The sequence below is a fragment of the Streptomyces hesseae genome (genome assembly GCF_031845785.1).
GTDB lineage: Bacteria > Actinomycetota > Actinomycetes > Streptomycetales > Streptomycetaceae > Streptomyces > Streptomyces hesseae.
The window spans coordinates 38,425-54,880 of record NZ_JAVRFI010000009.1; the positions used below are offsets into that span (position 1 = coordinate 38,425).

At 71.9% G+C, this 16,456-nt stretch carries 19 protein-coding genes; 9 read left to right on the forward strand and 10 right to left on the reverse strand.

Features of this window, described 5'->3' with window-relative positions; genetic code table 11:
* Positions 1 to 27: 27 nt before the first annotated feature.
* Positions 28 to 1,254: a cytidylyltransferase domain-containing protein gene (locus RM609_RS16125; protein ID WP_311611510.1), complete on the reverse strand. Its 1,227-nt coding sequence runs from the start codon at positions 1,252 to 1,254 to the stop codon at positions 28 to 30.
* A 14-nt stretch (positions 1,255 to 1,268) separates the two neighbouring features.
* Positions 1,269 to 2,609 carry a DUF6716 putative glycosyltransferase gene (locus RM609_RS16130; protein ID WP_311611512.1) on the reverse strand — a complete coding sequence of 447 codons (1,341 nt, stop codon included), beginning with the start codon at positions 2,607 to 2,609 and terminating at the stop codon, positions 1,269 to 1,271.
* 187 nt (positions 2,610 to 2,796) lie between these two features.
* On the opposite strand from RM609_RS16130, the gene RM609_RS16135 reads away from it, so the two are divergent.
* Genes RM609_RS16135 through RM609_RS16145 form a run of 3 tightly spaced genes read left to right on the forward strand, consistent with a single transcriptional unit; the run spans position 2,797 to position 6,295 of the window.
* The gene (locus tag RM609_RS16135) at positions 2,797 to 3,789 is read left to right on the forward strand and encodes a glycosyltransferase family 2 protein (protein ID WP_311611514.1); all 993 of its coding nucleotides are present in this window, start codon (positions 2,797 to 2,799) and stop codon (positions 3,787 to 3,789) included.
* On the forward strand, positions 3,789 to 5,168 hold the full coding sequence (locus RM609_RS16140) for a polysialyltransferase family glycosyltransferase (protein ID WP_311611516.1): 1,380 nt from the start codon (positions 3,789 to 3,791) through the stop codon (positions 5,166 to 5,168). The genes RM609_RS16135 and RM609_RS16140 overlap by 1 nt, the downstream gene beginning before the upstream one ends.
* Positions 5,165 to 6,295 (forward strand): acyltransferase family protein, encoded by a 1,131-nt coding sequence (locus RM609_RS16145; protein WP_311611518.1) that lies wholly within the window; start codon positions 5,165 to 5,167, stop codon positions 6,293 to 6,295. Before RM609_RS16140 ends, RM609_RS16145 begins: the two co-directional genes overlap by 4 nt.
* On the opposite strand, the gene RM609_RS16150 is transcribed toward RM609_RS16145, so the two are convergent.
* Positions 6,285 to 6,932, reverse strand: coding sequence for a TetR/AcrR family transcriptional regulator C-terminal domain-containing protein (locus tag RM609_RS16150; RefSeq protein WP_311611520.1), 648 nt, complete (start codon positions 6,930 to 6,932; stop codon positions 6,285 to 6,287). The two genes, RM609_RS16145 and RM609_RS16150, sit on opposite strands and share 11 nt — an antisense overlap.
* Before the next feature lie 79 nt (positions 6,933 to 7,011).
* Between RM609_RS16150 and RM609_RS16155 the strand changes: the two genes are divergently transcribed.
* Both RM609_RS16155 and RM609_RS16160 read left to right on the forward strand, forming a co-directional pair.
* Positions 7,012 to 8,508: an FAD-dependent monooxygenase gene (locus RM609_RS16155; protein ID WP_311611521.1), complete on the forward strand. Its 1,497-nt coding sequence runs from the start codon at positions 7,012 to 7,014 to the stop codon at positions 8,506 to 8,508.
* Between the two features lie 116 nt (positions 8,509 to 8,624).
* Positions 8,625 to 8,990 (forward strand): hypothetical protein, encoded by a 366-nt coding sequence (locus RM609_RS16160; RefSeq protein WP_311611523.1) that lies wholly within the window; start codon positions 8,625 to 8,627, stop codon positions 8,988 to 8,990.
* Between the two features lie 16 nt (positions 8,991 to 9,006).
* On the opposite strand, the gene RM609_RS16165 is transcribed toward RM609_RS16160, so the two are convergent.
* From RM609_RS16165 to RM609_RS16180, 4 genes are all read right to left on the reverse strand, one after another.
* On the reverse strand, positions 9,007 to 9,492 hold the full coding sequence (locus tag RM609_RS16165; protein WP_311611524.1) for a carboxymuconolactone decarboxylase family protein: 486 nt from the start codon (positions 9,490 to 9,492) through the stop codon (positions 9,007 to 9,009).
* 112 nt (positions 9,493 to 9,604) lie between these two features.
* The gene (locus RM609_RS16170; RefSeq protein ID WP_311611525.1) at positions 9,605 to 9,799 is read right to left on the reverse strand and encodes a DUF397 domain-containing protein; all 195 of its coding nucleotides are present in this window, start codon (positions 9,797 to 9,799) and stop codon (positions 9,605 to 9,607) included.
* Positions 9,799 to 9,993 (reverse strand): DUF397 domain-containing protein, encoded by a 195-nt coding sequence (locus tag RM609_RS16175; protein ID WP_311611527.1) that lies wholly within the window; start codon positions 9,991 to 9,993, stop codon positions 9,799 to 9,801. The genes RM609_RS16170 and RM609_RS16175 overlap by 1 nt, the downstream gene beginning before the upstream one ends.
* Positions 9,990 to 10,808, reverse strand: coding sequence for a helix-turn-helix domain-containing protein (locus tag RM609_RS16180; RefSeq protein WP_311611529.1), 819 nt, complete (start codon positions 10,806 to 10,808; stop codon positions 9,990 to 9,992). The genes RM609_RS16175 and RM609_RS16180 overlap by 4 nt, the downstream gene beginning before the upstream one ends.
* 118 nt (positions 10,809 to 10,926) lie before the next feature.
* On the opposite strand from RM609_RS16180, the gene RM609_RS16185 reads away from it, so the two are divergent.
* A complete protein-coding gene (locus tag RM609_RS16185) occupies positions 10,927 to 11,283 on the forward strand; it encodes a hypothetical protein (RefSeq protein ID WP_311611530.1) in 357 nt (118 codons plus the stop codon).
* Complete coding sequence (locus RM609_RS16190; RefSeq protein ID WP_311611803.1) at positions 11,280 to 11,501, forward strand: DUF6255 family natural product biosynthesis protein; 222 nt, start codon at positions 11,280 to 11,282, stop codon at positions 11,499 to 11,501. Before RM609_RS16185 ends, RM609_RS16190 begins: the two co-directional genes overlap by 4 nt.
* Positions 11,502 to 11,507: 6 nt before the next feature.
* Here the strand turns inward: RM609_RS16190 and RM609_RS16195 are convergent, their stop codons facing one another.
* Both RM609_RS16195 and RM609_RS16200 read right to left on the reverse strand, forming a co-directional pair.
* Positions 11,508 to 12,908: a GntP family permease gene (locus RM609_RS16195; RefSeq protein ID WP_311611532.1), complete on the reverse strand. Its 1,401-nt coding sequence runs from the start codon at positions 12,906 to 12,908 to the stop codon at positions 11,508 to 11,510.
* Between the two features lie 33 nt (positions 12,909 to 12,941).
* Positions 12,942 to 13,433 (reverse strand): gluconokinase, encoded by a 492-nt coding sequence (locus tag RM609_RS16200; RefSeq protein WP_311611533.1) that lies wholly within the window; start codon positions 13,431 to 13,433, stop codon positions 12,942 to 12,944.
* Between the two features lie 134 nt (positions 13,434 to 13,567).
* On the opposite strand from RM609_RS16200, the gene RM609_RS16205 reads away from it, so the two are divergent.
* Positions 13,568 to 14,287 (forward strand): FadR/GntR family transcriptional regulator, encoded by a 720-nt coding sequence (locus RM609_RS16205; protein WP_311611534.1) that lies wholly within the window; start codon positions 13,568 to 13,570, stop codon positions 14,285 to 14,287.
* Positions 14,288 to 14,309: 22 nt separating this feature from the next.
* On the opposite strand, the gene RM609_RS16210 is transcribed toward RM609_RS16205, so the two are convergent.
* Positions 14,310 to 15,827, reverse strand: coding sequence for an amidase (locus RM609_RS16210; protein WP_438828455.1), 1,518 nt, complete (start codon positions 15,825 to 15,827; stop codon positions 14,310 to 14,312).
* On the opposite strand from RM609_RS16210, the gene RM609_RS16215 reads away from it, so the two are divergent.
* Entirely contained in the window at positions 15,826 to 16,380 is a 555-nt protein-coding gene (locus RM609_RS16215; protein WP_311611538.1) for a GNAT family N-acetyltransferase, read from the forward strand. The genes RM609_RS16210 and RM609_RS16215 overlap by 2 nt on opposite strands.
* Positions 16,381 to 16,456 lie beyond the last annotated feature (76 nt).

Genomic DNA, 16,456 nt, shown 5'->3' on the forward strand with positions numbered 1-16,456 from the left:
ACGGGGGTGGGGCGGTCGGGTTCGGGGTCAGGCGCTGGTGCCGCCGAGGTCCTCGCCGAGGAGCCAGGTGGCGATCTCGCGGACGGCGCCCCGGCCGCCCGGGGCGGCGGTCACGGCACGGGCGGCGGCGCGTACGGCGCCGTGGGCGTCGGCCACGGCCACGGGCCAGCCGACGAGGCCCAGGCAGGGCAGGTCGTTGACGTCGTTGCCGGCGTAGAGCACCCGCTGGGGGTCGATGCCGTGCTCCTCGCACCACTGTTTGAGCGAGACGTCCTTGCGCTCGCTGCCGTGGATCACGGGCACACCGAGCTTGCGGCCGCGCGCGGCGACGACGGGGTTGGTCTCGGTGGACAGGATCAGCACCGCCAGCCCCGCCCGGCGCAGCGCGGCGACGCCGAGGCCGTCCCCGCGGTGGACGGCGACGAGCTCGCGCCCGTCGGCGTCGATGAGGACGCGGTCGTCGGTCTGGGTGCCGTCGAAGTCGAGGACGACGGCGTCGACGTTCTCGCGGCGCGGCAGCGCGGTGGGGGCGGCATCGAGCAGGGGCGCGAGCGCGCGGGCGCGGGCGAGGTCGTGGGGGTCGTCGACCTCCAGGACGCGGGAGGGGGCGGTGCGGACGAGTTCGGTGCGGCCGAAGAAACGGTGCCGGTTCTCGCGGAAGCCGGTGGCTTCCATGGCGTAGGCGGCGCCGGTTTCGAGGAGGTCCTGGGGGCGGTCCTGGCGGCGGGGGCGGTGGGTCTTGTCGTGGTTGACGCCGTGGCCTCCGGCGGTTTGCTCCCCGATCCCGCCCATTCCCGTAACCGGGGGCTCCGCCCCCTCCCGCCACACGAAGCCGTGGAAGGGCGCGACCGTCAGCGCGGAGTCCGCCCCGCCCTCCACGACAGCGGAAGCCACCCCGTCCACGTCCTCCGCCGTGAGGAACGGGCTGGTGCACTGCACCAGCAGCACCGTCCCGACCGGCCGGCCCCGCATCGCTTCATACGCATCCATCGCATGCAGCACCGCCGCCTCGCTCGTCGCCGTGTCCCCCGCGATCGCCGGGGGCCGCTGGACGACTTCCGCGCCCGCGGCCCGGGCGGCCGCCGCGATGGCCGGGTCGTCCGTCGAGACGACGACGTCAGTGACCAGGCGGGCCGCCCGGCAGGCGCGGACCGCGCGGGCGACGAGCGGGACGCCGCCGACGGGGGCGAGGTTCTTGCCGGGCACCCCCTTGGAGCCGCCGCGGGCGGGGATGACGGCCAGAACGGATGACATGGCGTACTCCTCGGTCACAGCTCCCCCAGCCGGCGGATGACGGGCGCCACGCGCTGCACCCCGTGCCGGTACGCCCCGCGCGCGGCCTCCCGGAGGGCGCTCCGGGTGGCGCGGCGCAGCGCGCTCTCCTCGCGGCCGGGCGCGGCCGGCTCGCGCAGGGGGCGGCCTGCGGGGTCGAAGCCATAGCGGGCGAGGATGCCGGGGAGGTAGCCGGGGGCGGTCTCCGCCGTGTAGTAGGGGGCGAGCGGCGGGGGCGCGGCGCGGCGGGCGAGTTCGGCGACGCGGGCGCGTGCCGAGTCGAACGCGCGCTCGTGGGGCCGGTCCGTGGCGACGCCCTGGCGGGCCGTCCAGGCGGGGTCCGGCCGGGGCAGGTGGCCCGCGTCGAGGTGGTCCCAGGAGGCGAGGCAGCCGGAGCCGAGGAAGTGGTGGTTGCCGAGGGCTTCGCGGATGCCGAGGTCGGTGAGGACGGCGGTCGGCACGTTCCGGTGGAGGGCTTCGAGGGCGGCGGTGGAGCTGACCGTGACCAGGAGGTCGGTGCGGTCGAGGACGTCGCCCATGTGCCCGTAGACGAGGCGGCAGTTGGGCGGCAGGCCGCCGGGAAGCCGGTGGACGAGCTTCTGGTACGGGAGTTCCTCGATGTGCGTGGTGTGCTCGCCGGGCTTGCTGCGCAGTTTGATGAGGACATCCCGGTCGGGGTGGGTGCGGGCGTGCCGTACGGCGCGTTCGAGGAGGTACGCCCGGTCGGCGCGGCTGTCCGGCACGGAGGGCTGGGCGGCGAACACCACGGTGAACGGCCGGACTTCACCCTCAGTCGCTTCGTTCCGCCCGCGTTCCCCTCCCTCCAGGAAGGGCAGTGCGCACTCGATCACGCTGTCGGAAGGGGCGTCCACGCCCTCGTAGACCGCGCGGAAACGCTCGGCGTCGTCCTGGGAGTTGGCGAGGACGACGTCCGCGCCGTGCCGCAGCAGCAGGCCGTCGGCGAGCTTCTCGTAGACGACGCCGACGTAGCCGGTGACGACGACGGGGCGGGGCGCGGGTGCCGGGCCCCACGCGTGAGCCAGGCCGTGGAGCATCGCCTGCACGGCGCCGCCGACACAGGCCAGGACGACCACGTCGTACCGTTCCCGGCCCGCCGCCCGGGTGAACTCCGCGCCGGTGACCTCGCGCAGGGCGTCCGCGCGGATCCCGACCTCGGCGAGCTGGCGGACCGTCGGGGTGGCGCGTCCTCTCAGCAGGAAGCCGTCGAGCGCGCCGCGCGGGGCGAGCCGGTGTGCGGTGAGCGCTCCCCATTTCCACCGGGTGTCGGAGTCCGCGAGGACGGCCACCCGGGGCGGGGATTCATTGCGTGATGGCACATCGCCGACGATAGAAATGCATTCCGTTTGGCTGCCCAACGGGACTTCAACAGCCGGTAAACAGCACACCGACGGTCGGCGAAGCGGTTGACGCGCAAGGGCGGTTCATCGATCCGCCGCGCTTCGTTCACCTCTCATTGTGCCCTTCGTCAGAACGAATGCCGGGGCACCACATAGCGTCACGCGGGTGGTCAAGCTCTCGGTCATCGTGCCGTTCTTCAACGTGCAGACATACGCTCCCGACACACTGCGAAGCCTGAGTGCGAACGCACGCGAGGACTTCGAATTCATTCTCGTCGACGATTGTTCGACGGACGGGACACCGGAGATCCTGGAGCGCGCCGGGCGCGAGGTGCCGGGCGCGGTGCTGGTGCGGCACGAGGAGAACGGCGGCCTCGCCACGGCCCGCAACACCGGCCTGGATCTGGCGCGCGGCGAGTACGTGACCTTCCTCGACGGCGACGACTGGCTGGCCCCCGGCCACTACGGGCGGCTCCTCGCGGTGGCGGAGGAACTGGGCGTCGACTTCGTCCGTACCGACCACGTCCAGTGCACGGGACGGGCGCGGACGGTCCACCGGGTGCCCGTCGGACGACGGGGGGTCGCGCTGTCGCCGCGCGGGGCCATACTGCCGGCCGACCGCTCCACGTCCGTCGACTACGCCTACGCCTGGGCAGGGATCTACCACCGGCGGCTGCTGGACGAGGGCCTGCTGCACTTCACCCACGGACTGCGCACCGCCGAGGACCGGCCGTGGATCTGGCGGCTGCACCGCGAGGCGCGGTCCTTCGCGGTGACCGGGCTGCTCGGGGTGTTCTACCGCCGGGGGGTCGCCACTTCGCTCACGCAGATCGGTGACGTACGCCAGCTCCATTTCCTGCGCGCATTCGATCAGGTAATCGAGGAAACGGCGACGGACCCGGAGGCGGAAAAGCTTCTTCCCAAGGCCGTTCGAACGTACTGCGCGATTATGTCCCATCAGTTGGGGACCATCGAACGATTCGAACCCGAAGTAGCACGGGCGTTGCGTTCCCTGAGTGCGGACGCCTTGCGGCGCATGCCCCGGGAACTCGTCAAGGACGCGCTGAATTCCATGGACGAGGACCGGGCGGCCCGGCTGCGCCGATTGCGCCGCAGGCCGGTCCGGTCCGTTCCGGCCCGACTGGGGGCGGCCGCCTGATGGACTCCCGCCCGCCGACCCGTCCGCGTGTGCAGTTGCTGCTCGTCTCCACGCTCTACGGCGCCGCCACGCTCGCCGCCGCCCTCGACGCGGGACAACTGCCCGCCGCCGAGCGCCGCTACCTGGTCGTCGCCAACACCGCCGCCATCCCCGAGACCACCCCGGGCCCCGACCAAGCCCCCGGTTTCGAGCGGCTGCTCGCCCGCTTCGACGGGGTGCTGTCCTGGAACGACGCGATCAGCCCCTTCCACCCCGCCGGCTGGTCCCCGCGCCCCGACGACGCCCCTCTTTGGGAGCGCTATCTGCGGCTGCTGTGGGGGCTCGGCACGGACGACGTGGCGATCGTCCTCGAGTCCATCCAGGTCAACCCGGCCCTCGCCCTCGCCCAGGTGTTCCCCGACGCGCCCCTGGACGTCTACGCGGACGGGCTGATGAGCTACGGGCCCACCCGCAGCAAGCTCGATCCGCTGATCGGCACGCGCGTACGGCGACTGCTCCACCTGGACCTCGTGCCCGGGCTGAGACCGCTGCTGCTCACGGAGTTCGGGGTCGAGTCGGAGACCGTGCCCGGCGAGGCATTCGCCAAGGTGCTGGCTGAGCTCTCCGAGAGCTGCCCCGACCTGCCGGAGGCCCCCGAGGGCGCGGTCCTGCTCCTCGGGCAGTACCTGTCGGCGCTGGACATCCTCTCCCCCGAGGAGGAGGAGCGGCTGCACGTACGAATGCTGCGCGGCGCGGTCCGGCTCGGCCACCGCGACGTCCTCTTCAAGCCGCACCCCTCGGCGCCGGCCCGCTGGTCGCGGATGCTGGAGGAGGAGGCCGCCCGGCTCGACGCCCGGCTGACGGTCCTGGACGTGCCCGTACTGGCCGAGGTGATCTACCAGCGGCTGCGGCCCGCGCTGGTCGTCGCCTGCTTCTCGACCGCGCTGCTGACCGCCCGCACGTTCCACGGCCTGCCCGTGGCCCGCGCCGGCACGGATCTGCTGCTGGAACGCCTCACGCCGTACCAGAACAGCAACCGCGTACCGGTGACGATCGTGGACGCGCTGCTGCCGGACCTGGAGGACGACGGCACCGCATCGGCCCCGCCCGCGCCCGCACCCGAGGACCTCAGCGACCTCCTCGCCGCAGTGGGCTACGCGATGCAGCCCCAGATCTACCCGGCCCTCCGCCCGGCGGCGGAACGCTACTTGTCCACCCAGCTCACCCCCAACACCTGGCGCTACTTCAAACGCCGCCGTCTCACCGCCCTCGCCCTCCCCGGCGCGATCCCCTCCCAACTCTCCTTCCTCCCCCGCAATCCCGCCGTCCGAAGGGTCGCCCGCCGGGCGCGGGCCATGAAGCGGCGGCTGACGAGGCCGAAGAAAGCGACTCCCGCATGACGGTCACAAGCCCCACGTCCGCCTCCGCCCCCGCTCCCTCCCTGCCCACACCGCGTGCGGAGCAGACCCGGGCCCGGTCGTCGGGACGCCTGTACGCCCTGGACGGGCTGCGGCTCGTCGCCGCGCTGATGGTGGCGCTCTACCACTACGGCGGGCGGGACGGCGACGTCAGCCGGGCGTGGGGCGCCTCGCCCCGTCATGAGTTCCCGCACCTGTCCTCGGCGTTCGCCTACGGCTGCCTCGGGGTGCAGATCTTCTTCGTCATCAGCGGGTTCGTGATCTGCATGAGCGGCTGGGGCCGGCCGCTGCGGTCCTTCGTCGCCTCGCGCGCGTCCCGGCTCTACCCCGCCTACTGGGCCGCGATCGTCCTGGTCACGCTGGTGTTCGCGCTGCCGTGGGTGACGTACAAGACGCTCTCCCCCAGCGACACACTCGTCAACCTCAGCATGCTCCAGATGCCCGTCGGCGCCGACCGGGTGCTGGGGGTGTGCTGGACGCTCTGGGCGGAGCTGCGCTTCTATGCGCTCTTCGCGCTGTTCGTCGTACTTCCCGGGGCCTCGCGACGGCGGGTGATGCTGTTCTGCGCGGTGTGGACGCTGATGACGGTGATCACCTCCGCCTCGCACGTCGAGTTCCTGCGCGTGGTGTTCATGCCGGAGCACTCCGCCTTCTTCATCGGCGGCATCGGCCTCTACCTGGTGCACCGCTTCGGCAATGACGCCCTGGCCTGGGGCATCGTGGGCGTGAGCTTCCTGCTCGGCCAGCACTACGCGGTGGCGGGCCTCGTCCACCCGCCGAACCCCCACTACTTCTCCACCCGCTCCGCCTACGTCGTCATCGCCGTCCTCGCCCTCGGCTACGCGGCCGTCGCGGCGGTGGCCCTGGGCAGGACGGACTGGGCGACATGGCGCTGGCTGCCGTTCGCGGGCGCGCTGACCTACCCGTTCTATCTGGTGCACGAGCACCTGGGATGGGTGGCGATCGGCGGGTTCCACCGGGGGCTGGGCATCCCGTCGTACGCGACGTTCGCGCTGACGCTGCTGGTGATGCTGGTGCTGGCGTGGGCGCTGCACCGGTTCGTGGAGCGGCGGTTCACGCCCGTACTGCGCAGGGCACTCAGCGGTTAGCGGGTAGCAGTGTGGCCTCGATGCCGGCGATGACGGCGCGCAGCCCGGTCTCGAAGCCGGTGTCGAGGTCGTTGAAGAACACCTGACCCGCGTCGGCGGTGAGCGGATGGCCCTCCAGGCGCTGGGTGCGCTGGGCCTCGTCGTAGTAGGGGTCGCGCTCGCCGCCGGGGAACGGGTACACGGACTGTTCCTCGGTCACGTGCCCAAGCGTGTAGCACTGGACGGTGAACCAGGCGCGTGCGGCGGCCGGGAGCGTGAACCCGGCGTCCACCAGCGTCTGCATCAACGTGTCCACGGGACGCGCGTAGTCCGAGCCCCTGAAGCGGGTGCCGCCGAAGACCTTGGCGCCGTCGCGGTAGCCGAGCACGGAGTCCCGGATGACGTGGGCCGCGCCGGTCATGACCGCCTGCCAGTCGGAGCTGTCGACGGCGCACAGGGCGGTGCCCATGCGGCGGAACATCTCCGTCGCCATCTCGTCGAGCAGTTCCTGCTTGTTCTTGAAGTGCCAGTAGAGCGCCGGGGCCTGGACGTCCAGCTCCTTGGCGATCCTGCGCAGGGTGAGGCCTTCGAGGCCCACCTCGTTCAGCAGGCGGAGGGCGGTCACAGCCACCTGGGATCTGTCAATTCGCGTTGCCACCTTGACACCTTAACAACGTTAAGTGCACCCTGAGGGCGTTCCGAACTTAACAGCGTTAAGGAATAAGGGGGGGGATCGCGTGACCACCATCGACGCGACCACGCACACGGACGTCCTGATCGCGGGCGCCGGGCCGACGGGCCTGGTCCTCGCCATCGACCTGGCCCGCCGCGGCATACGCCACCGCCTCGTCGACCGCGCCGACCGCGGCTTCCCGGGCTCGCGCGGCGCGGGTCTCCAGCCGCGCTCGCTGGAGGTCTTCGAGGACCTGGGCGTGCTCGGGGCCATGCGGGCCGCGGGCGGCGGCCCGTGCCCGCCGCTGATGCTGTGGGACGGCGACCGGCAGACCGGCGAATGGGACATGTTCGACCGCGCCGAGCCCACGCCGGCCGTGCCGTACGGCGAGATCATGATGCTGCCCCAGTGGCGCACGGTGGAGATCCTCGCCGCGCGGCACGAGGAGCTCGGCGGCCACGTGGACTTCGGCACCGAGCTGACCGGTTTCGAGCAGGACGAGGACGGCGTCACCGCCACGCTCACCGGGCCGGACGGCACGACCGAGACCGTACGGGCCCGCTATCTGGTCGGCGCCGACGGCGGCCGCAGCAGCGTGCGCCGGGCCCTGGGCGTCGGCTTCGCCGGGGAGCCCGTCGACGAGCGCGTCTCCCTCCTCGCCGACGTCGTCGTCGACGGGCTGGAGCGCACCCACTGGCATGTCTGGCCGGAGGCCCCCGGCGGCAGGCTCATGCTGCGCCCGCTGGAGGGCGCCGAAACCTTCCAGCTCGTCGCCCGCTACGAGGACCCCGACGCCCAGCCGGACCCCGAGCGGGACGGCACCACGGAGGCCCTCCAGCGGCTGATCGAGGAGCGGACGGGCCGGAGCGACCTGAAGGCGGGCGAGGTCCACTGGACGTCGGCGTTCCGGCCGCGGATGGCCATGGCGGAACGATTCCGCTCCGGGCGCGTCTTCCTCGCCGGGGACGCCGCCCACGTCCACTCCCCGGCCGGCGGCCAGGGCCTCAACACCAGCATCCAGGACGCCTACAACCTCGGCTGGAAGCTGGACGCGGTCCTGCGGCGCGGGGCGCCGGACTCCTTCCTCGACACCTACGCGACCGAGCGGATGGGGGTCGCGGCCGACGTCCTGGGCCTGAGCACCCGCATCCACCACGAGGACGACGGCGGCCAGCCCCGGCGCGGCCCGGAGACCCTCCAGCTCCACGTGGGCTACCCGGACAGCCCGCTCACCCGCGAGCTGCGCCGCGACCTCCCCGAGGGCGCCCTGCGCGCGGGCTACCGCGCCCCGGACGCACCGTGCGAGGACCCCGCCTCCGGCGCGCGGGTCCGGCTGTTCGACGTCTTCCAGGGCCCGCACGCCACGGTCCTGGCGCTGGGCGACTCGGAACCGGCGGCGGTGCCGGAGTGGGCCCGGGTGTTCCGCCCGGTGGACGTGGACGGACACGTCAAGGAGGCCTACGGGTCGGGGTACTTCGTGATCCGCCCGGACGGGTACGTGGGCCTGGCGACGGACGACGCGGAGGACGTGGGCGCGTACCTGGCGACGCTGACGGGGTGACGCGTAAGCCGCAGCACCGGGCGGGACTCCTACAGGGGGGAGCCCTGCCCGGGGCGTTCCGGCACCGCAGGCCTGCTACGGTCCGAGCGGCCGCAGTCCCCGCAGAGGAGAGCCGCGTGGGTTCGTTCATGCTGCGACCGGTCGATGCCCTGTGGGCGGCCGCTCGTACCGTCGAGGTTTCCCCTCGTCACCCGGCGGCCGGGGAAAGATCGGTCATGGTGGGCGACGCCGGCGAGATCGCCGAGCTCGCGGGCCTGCTGGAGGTCGACCTGTCGGCCAGTGGCTTCCTGTGCATGTGCCTGGGAGATGTCGACTTCACGGTCCGAGGGGAAATGGGCCGAGAGCTCGGCGTGCTGACCTATCACATGTCCAGCAGCCTGGACTGGTGCCAATGGGATGGCCAGTTGCCCCTGCTGCGCCCTGCCGACCTGGCCGGATGGCTGGTCGGACGCGGGGTGATCACCCTGCGCCCGGCCGCCTGACCCGTGCGGGTCCGGCTCAGGTCCACTGCTCGGCCTGCGGCTTGCCGGGCAGGGGCCGGCCGATGAGGGCGAACGGGATGAAGAAGTTGACCTGGCCGATCGCGACCATGAGCGTCGCGAGGGCCTTCGCGTCGTAGTGCCGGGCCGCCTCGGCGTACACCTCGTCGGTCACCCGCTCACCGTGGCGGTTCGGCAGCAGCACGCCCTCCACGAGCGCGAGGGCGGCCCGCTCGGCGTCCGTGAAGTACGGCGCGTCCCGCCAGGACGCCACGGCGGTGATCCGCTCCTCGGACTCGCCCGCCGTGCGCAGGGTGTTGGAGTGGAAGACGGTCAGGTACGTGTTGCCCACGATCTGCCCCGCGCGCAGATGCATCAGCGCGAACGTGGTGCGGGGCACCGAACCGTTTCCGGTGGCCTTGAACAGGGCCGCCGACACCTCGGCGATCTCGGGGATGAGGTCGAGGGGGCTCGACATGCGGGAGGTCAGGGTCTTGTCGGTCATGGTGGCTTCCTTCCGGGCTTGCTTCGTCACTGCACTGACGGATGCCGCGGGAGGAATGTGACGGGTGGGGGCGGGGAGGTCGGGTGGCCTGGGTCACATACGGGATCCGCCGTCACCGGAGGGTGTCGATGAAGGCTTCCCATGCCGGAAGGGGGAAGAGTAGGGCGGGGCCGTGGGGGGCCGCCTTGGAGTCGCGGATGTGGACGGTGGTGCGGTTGGGGCTCGCGACCTCTAGGCAGTCGCCGTTGTCGGGTCCGCTGTGACGGCTCTTGCGCCACGCGTGGCTTGCGCCAGCGGGATCCTGCATCACTTCAGCGTGGCGATGAAGGTTTTCCATGTCTGTGCAGGGAGCAACAAGGCGGGCCCGTGAGGGGATTTGCTGTCCCGGACGGGGACAGCACCGGGTATGTTGTCGGCGAATTCGACGCAGGTGGCATCGCCGCCGTTGCTGTAGCTGCTCTTGCGCCAGTTGGCTACGCTCAGGTCAAGGTTTGCCTTCATGGTGCGTTGTCCTCCATAACGTGCTGGATGAATGCCAGCGACTCCGGGGGCGGGAGGGCCAGGTCCCGCACGCGATCGTAGGACAGCCGCAACTGCGAGACTTCGTGCGGATCGTCGACAAGTTCGCCGGACTTACTACCTTCCAGGTAGGCAAGAGCATGGCCGTCCGGGAGCCACAGCAGCGACAGTGATCCGCCCATCAAGTCGTGTACACCGGCGGCGAACGGGAGCACCTGAATCGTCATGTGGGGCGATGAAGCCGAGTCGGCGATTCGCTCCAGCTGATCCCGCCAGATCTTTCGGTCCGCAGACGGGCGTCGCAATACGCCCTCGTCGAGGATGATCCGGACGTTCGGCGGAGGGTCTCGGTGCAGGAGATCCTGCCTGCCGATCCGGGCGGCAACCTGATCCTCCACCTCGTTGTCACCACCGGGCTTCGGCTCGGAGGACAACACCACCCGGGCGTAATCCTCCGTCTGAAGCAGCCCAGGCATGGCCATCATGAACTTGTGCATGATCACGGCCTTGGCCTCAAGCAGCATGAACTGCTTGAACCTGTCGATGAAGGCCTCCTGCCGCGCCAGCCTCCACAGGCGGGTCAGCAGACCGCCGGTTTTGTAGACGGCGTCCAGCGCTTCCATCACCGGCCGCTGGGAGAGCCGTTCTCCCGTCTCCAGGCGGTGCAGGTACGTGCGGTCGTACGTGGTGTCTTCCGAGAGCTGCGCGAGCGACTTGCCGGACTGCTCCCGGAGGCGCCGAAGCTCGATGGCAAGCGTGCCTCGCGCAGATTCGTCTTCATCGGACGGATGTTCCACGATCCCAACTCCCCTTTGTTGTCTCGTGGCTGGACAACAGCTGACCCCTGTTGAGCGTAGCTCCGGCGCGCAACGCTGAAACCGCTCTGCGTAAAGGTCAACTCGAAGGGGAGATTCCATGACCTACCGCGAAGGCGCATACGTGGTGGACACGCGTAGCGCGACGCTCGCCCAAGTGATGGGCAACGTCGGTACGCGCGTACAGATCAGGAAGCCCGGCGGGGGCCGGGAGTGGGAGGCGCCCGCCGGGGCGCTGCGTCTGGCGACGCGGGCGGAGCGGGAGGCGGCGGGGCTGCGTGCAAGCGCCGCCGCGCCGAGCTCCTCACCCGCCGGGTGCGCCGAGTGCGTACGTCTCGACACGGCCCGGCGGGCCGCCGGTGAATACGGCGAACTCACCGAGGCGGCCGTGGACGCCATGGTCGCCGTGCGCAGTCACTTCCGTGACGCGCACGTCCTGCCGGCGTGGCCGCGATGAGGTGCGCGCACCGGGCGGGCTGGGACCGCCGGGGTGGGGAGGAGCGCTGTCACGGGTGCGGGGTGCGGCGGTTCGCGTCGTACGGGGCGGTACGGCCGCCCGGTCTGGCGGTGGCCGTACCGCCCCGGATCTTCCTGGCCGGCCGCCAGGCCGACCGCGCCGCCGCGCGGAACCTCACGCGGAACCTCACGCGGCGCGCCCGGTACGCGGGGGTGTAGCGACCGCTAGAGCACCAGCGACAGGAGCATCACAAACCCCAGCCCCACCACCGAGATCACCGTCTCCATCAGCGACCACGTCTTGAGCGTCTGCCCGACGCTCATCCCGAAGTACTCCTTCACCATCCAGAAGCCCGCGTCGTTCACGTGGGAGAAGAACAGCGAACCGGCGCCCACGGCCAGCACCAGCAGGGCCGTGTGGGTCGTGCTCATGTCGGCGGCGAGCGGGGCCACGAGCCCCGCCGCCGAGATGGTCGCGACCGTCGCCGAGCCCGTCGCGAGCCGGATGCCGACGGCGATCAGCCAGGCCAGCAGGAGCGCCGAGACCGACCAGTCCTTGGAGATGTCCAGGATCATGCGGCCGACGCCGACGTCGATCAGCGTCTGCTTGAATCCACCGCCCGCGCCCACGATCAGCAGGATTCCGGCGATCGGAACGAGGGACTTCTCCACCGTGCCCGCCAGCCGCTCGCGGCCGAAGCCCGCCGCGCGGCCCAGCGTGAACATGCCCACCAGCACGGCCGTCAGCAGGGCGATCAGGGGCGAGCCGATCACGTCGGCGATGCGCTGGACGTGAGCCTTCGGGTCGTCGACCACTACGTCCACGAGCGCCTTGACCAGCATCAGGACGACCGGGAGCAGCACCGTGGCGACGGTGATCGCGAAGCCGGGGCGGCGCTCCAGCTCCTCCGACGGGCGCTGCGGGACGAGCTTCTCGGGCGGGGTGACGTCGACCCAGCGGGCCGCGACGCGGGAGAAGAGCGGGCCGGCGATGATCGCGGTCGGGACTGCGACGAGGACGCCCAGGGCCAGAGTGACACCCAGGTTGGCGCCGATGGCGTCGATCGCGGCGAGCGGGCCGGGGTGCGGGGGCACCAGGCCGTGCATGACGGAGAGGCCGGCCAGCGCGGGGATGCCGATCCGCATCAGGTTGTGGCCGCCGCGCTTGGCGACGAGCAGGACGACCGGGATCAGCAGCACGATCCCGACCTCGAAGAACAGCGGCAGGCCTATGACGCCCGCGATCAGCACGATCGCCCAGGGCATCGAGCTCCTCCCCGCCCTGGCCAGGATCGTGTCGACGATCTGGTCGGCGCCTCCGGAGTCGGCGAGCAGCTTGCCGAGTATCGAGCCGAGGGCGATGAGGACGCCCACTCCGGCGACGGTCGAGCCGAGGCCGGTGGTGAAGCTGGTGATGACCTTGTCGAGCGGGGCGCCCGCGACCGCGCCCAGGACGAGTGAGCCGACGGTCAGGGACAGGAACGCATGGAGCTTGAAGCGGCTGATGAGGAGGACGATGACGGCGATGCCGACGAGGACGGCGATGCCCAGCTGTGCGTGACCCGCCGACGTGATCGGTGCGGTGGGTGCTGCCGCGGCCAGCATCTCGACGCTGAGAGTGCTCACGGGGCTTCCTAAGAGAGGAGAGGGAGGGGAGGTCTACAGCCGCCGCAGCGCGGCGACCGCCCGCTCGGCGATGACGGCCGCCTCGGGCGCGACATCGACGGCGATGCCCGCTTCGTCGGCCCCGAGCGGTTCGAGGGTGGCGAACTGGGAGTCCAGCAGCCGGGTGGTCATGAAGTGGCCCTTGCGGGCGGCCATCCGCCCGGCGATCAGCTCGCGGTCGCCGGTGAGGTGGAGGAAGACGAGCCCGGGCGCGGCTGCGCGCAGCCGGTCGCGGTAGGCGCGCTTGAGCGCGGAGCAGCTGACGACGCCACCGCCGTCCGCGCGACCGCGGGCCCAGTCGCCGATGGCGTCGAGCCAGGGGGCGCGGTCGTCGTCGTCCAGCGGGGTGCCGGCGGACATCTTGGCGATGTTGGCGGCCGGGTGGAAGTCGTCGCCCTCGGCGTAGGGGACGCCCAGCGCCTCCGCCACCAGGGGGCCGACCGTGGTCTTGCCCGTGCCGGCGACGCCCATCACCACGACGACCATCACACGTACCTCGCTGTCTCCATTGACATCGGTTGTTGAGGGTTCACTGAAACGCATTGAGTACGACGTATTCAAGACCCTGTGACTAAAACGTCATACTTATTGCGCTCGCAGGTCGCCCTTAGGCTGATCCCATGGACAAACAGGGGCAGGGGGGATCGGGGAGCCAGGGGCTGCACGCGCGCGTGCTGGACTCCCTCGGGCCCGCGATCACCGGGGGCGAGTATCCGGCGGGCAGCGTGCTGCGCACGGACGAGCTGGAGGAGCGCTTCGACGTCTCGCGCTCGGTCATCCGCGAGGTGATACGCGTCCTGGAGTCCATGAGCCTCGTCGCCTCCCGGCGCCGCGTCGGTGTGACCGTCCTGCCCGCCGACGAGTGGAACGTCTACGACCCGCGCGTCATCCGCTGGCGCCTGGCCGGCCCCGACCGGCCGCGCCAGCTGCGCTCACTGACCGTGCTGCGCTCGGCGATCGAGCCCGCCGCCGCCGGGCTGGCCGCCCTGCTGGCCACCCCCGAGCAGTGCGCCGAGCTCACCGAGCACGCCCTGGGCATGGTCGCCACCTCGCGCGGCCAGCAGCTGGCCGCCTATCTCGTGCACGACATCGCCTTCCACCGGGTGATCCTGCGCGCGTCCGGCAACGAGATGTTCGCGCGGCTGGGCGACGTGGTCGCGGAGGTCCTCACCGGCCGTACCCACCACCATGTGATGTTCACCGACCCCGACCCGGCCGCCGTCACCCTCCATGTGCGCGTCGCTGAGGCCGTGCGCGCGCGGGACGCGGCCCGGGCGGAGGCGCTGACCCGCGAGATCGCCACGGGCGCGATGGCGGAGCTGGACGTTCTCGCACCCTGACCACGCACCCTGACCGCGCGCCCTAACCGAGGGAGCGGTCCGGCAGCCCCTCCGGCCAGACCTCGTGCCACCGCAGGTCCGCCTCCAGCTGCGCGGCCAGCGAGATCAGCAACGGCTCGCTGTTCGACGGCCCCAGCAGCTGCGCCCCCAGCGGCAGCCCGTCCTCCGTGAAGCCCGACGGCACACTCACGGCGGGCCAGCCGAGGACGTTCCAGGGCCAGTTGTACGGACAGGCCGCGATCATCCGGGAGTCGGTCTCCCGGCTGCCGAGCCCCGCCAGCGCGCCCGTGCGCAGCGGCGGTACGGCCGTGGTGGGCGTCAGCACGGCGTCGAAGCGCCAGAACATCTCCCCGATGCGCCGCCGCAGCGGCGCCTCCGCCGCCCGCGCCGCCCGCAGCACCTCGCCGCCGAGCAGCAGCCCGCCGCGCGCGTTGGTGCGCGTACGGCCTTCCAGCAGCGTCCGGTCGGGCACGCGCGCGGTCCAGTCCCGGATGCCGGCCATCGAGCGCGGCACGAAGGAGAGGCCGATCGGGCCGTAGCGCGGGTTCTCCTCCACGACCTCGTGCCCCAGCGCCTCCAGGGTCTCGGCCATGCGCAGGGTCGCCGTCCGGACGGTGGGGTCGAGGGCGTTGCGCACGGCCGCGAAGGCGGGCCGCAGCGACAGCGCGATCCTCAGCCGCCGCCGTGGCTCGTGACCGGCCGCCGCGACGACGTCCACGTCGGGCGGCCGGTGGATGTCGCCCTCGTGGGAGCCGCTCGCCGCCCGCAGCAGCAGCGCCGCGTCGGCGACCGTACGGGCCAGCGGCCCGAAGCAGGTGATGCCCCGGAACGCGTCGCGCTCCGGCCAGGTGGAGACCCGCCCGCGCTGGGGCTTGATGCCGACCAGGTGGGTCCAGGCGGCCGGGATCCGGATGGACCCGGCGCCGTCCGAGCCGAGGGCCGCCGGCACCAGCCCGGCGGCGACGGCGACGGCGGAGCCGCCGGACGAGCCGCCGGGGGTGTGCTTGGGGCTCCAGGGGTTGCGGGTCACCCCGAAGGCCGGCCCGTCCGTGACGGGCCACTGCCCCAGCTCGGGGGTGTTCGTCTTGCCGACGATCACCGCGCCGGCGGCCCGTAATCGCCGCACGGCCTCGCCGTCCGCGCGTCTCGGCGGGAAGTCCCCCGGGCAGCCGAACGCGGTCGGCTCGCCCGCCACGTCCATGTCGTCCTTGACGGCGACGGGCACGCCGAGCAGGGGCAGCCACTCCCCCGCCGCGATGCGCCGGTCGGCCTCGTCGGCCTCGCGCAACGCGGCCTCGGCCCGGACGATCCGGAAGGCGTTGAGCGTGCCCTGGCTCGCCTCGATCCGCCGCAGCGAACGCTCCACGACCTCCCGGGACGACACCTGACGCCCGGCCAGCCCCAGGATCTGCGCCTGGAGCCCCTCGAACTCTTCGCTCACGAAACCGGTCACGCGAACCTCTTTCCCGCGTGCGCTCGAACACACGCTAACGGGACAGGAGTTGTACGGACATAAATCCGTGGCCCAGACTCGCCGCATGCGCGAGGAGATAGAAGTGCCCGCCGGCCCATTCCTGCTGCGGCCGTGGGCCGCGCGGGACGTCGACGCCCTGCTGGAGGCCCACGCGGACCCGCTGATGCGATGGCAGGCGCCGCAGCCGGTCGACACCGCCGACGAGGCGCTGCGGTGGATCCGGCGGCGGGCCGGACAGCGGGAGGAGGACGCCGCGTACTCCTTCGCCGTCGTCGAGCGGGCGGATCCCGCCGTCGTGCTCGGCGACATCACGGTGAGCGCGGTCGACCGCCGGCATGCCACGGGCTGGGTCTCCTACTGGACGACGAAGTCCGCGCGGGGCCGGGGAGCCGCCACGGCGGCCTGCCGGACGGTGTGCCGGTGGGCCTTCGACGAGCTGGGGCTGTTCCGGCTGGAATTGGGACACCGCGTCGACAACGTCGCCTCCTGCCGGGTCGCCACGGCCGCCGGTTTCGCCGTCGAGGGGCGCGAGAGACAGCGGCTGCTCTACTCCGGCGTGCGCTACGACGTGGAACGGCACGCGCGGCTGGCCACGGACGAGGAGCCGGCGGACGACTGAGCCCCGGGAAAGCCCCCTGAAATGCAACAAAGCCCCGGAGCGTATTGACGCCCGGGGCATTTCTCTGCGTATATTG

Coding starts and splice junctions, on each gene's coding strand:
- RM609_RS16125 (WP_311611510.1), bottom strand. CDS start 1,254: ATGTCATCCGTTCTGGCCGTCATCCCCGCCCGCGGCGGCTCCAAGGGG.
- RM609_RS16140 (WP_311611516.1), top strand. CDS start 3,789: ATGGACTCCCGCCCGCCGACCCGTCCGCGTGTGCAGTTGCTGCTCGTC.
- RM609_RS16145 (WP_311611518.1), top strand. CDS start 5,165: ATGACGGTCACAAGCCCCACGTCCGCCTCCGCCCCCGCTCCCTCCCTG.
- RM609_RS16165 (WP_311611524.1), bottom strand. CDS start 9,492: ATGACCGACAAGACCCTGACCTCCCGCATGTCGAGCCCCCTCGACCTC.
- RM609_RS16170 (WP_311611525.1), bottom strand. CDS start 9,799: ATGCAGGATCCCGCTGGCGCAAGCCACGCGTGGCGCAAGAGCCGTCAC.
- RM609_RS16175 (WP_311611527.1), bottom strand. CDS start 9,993: ATGAAGGCAAACCTTGACCTGAGCGTAGCCAACTGGCGCAAGAGCAGC.
- RM609_RS16185 (WP_311611530.1), top strand. CDS start 10,927: ATGACCTACCGCGAAGGCGCATACGTGGTGGACACGCGTAGCGCGACG.
- RM609_RS16190 (WP_311611803.1), top strand. CDS start 11,280: ATGAGGTGCGCGCACCGGGCGGGCTGGGACCGCCGGGGTGGGGAGGAG.
- RM609_RS16200 (WP_311611533.1), bottom strand. CDS start 13,433: ATGGTCGTCGTGGTGATGGGCGTCGCCGGCACGGGCAAGACCACGGTC.
- RM609_RS16205 (WP_311611534.1), top strand. CDS start 13,568: ATGGACAAACAGGGGCAGGGGGGATCGGGGAGCCAGGGGCTGCACGCG.
- RM609_RS16215 (WP_311611538.1), top strand. CDS start 15,826: ATGCGCGAGGAGATAGAAGTGCCCGCCGGCCCATTCCTGCTGCGGCCG.
- RM609_RS16210 (WP_438828455.1), bottom strand. CDS start 15,827: ATGCGGCGAGTCTGGGCCACGGATTTATGTCCGTACAACTCCTGTCCC.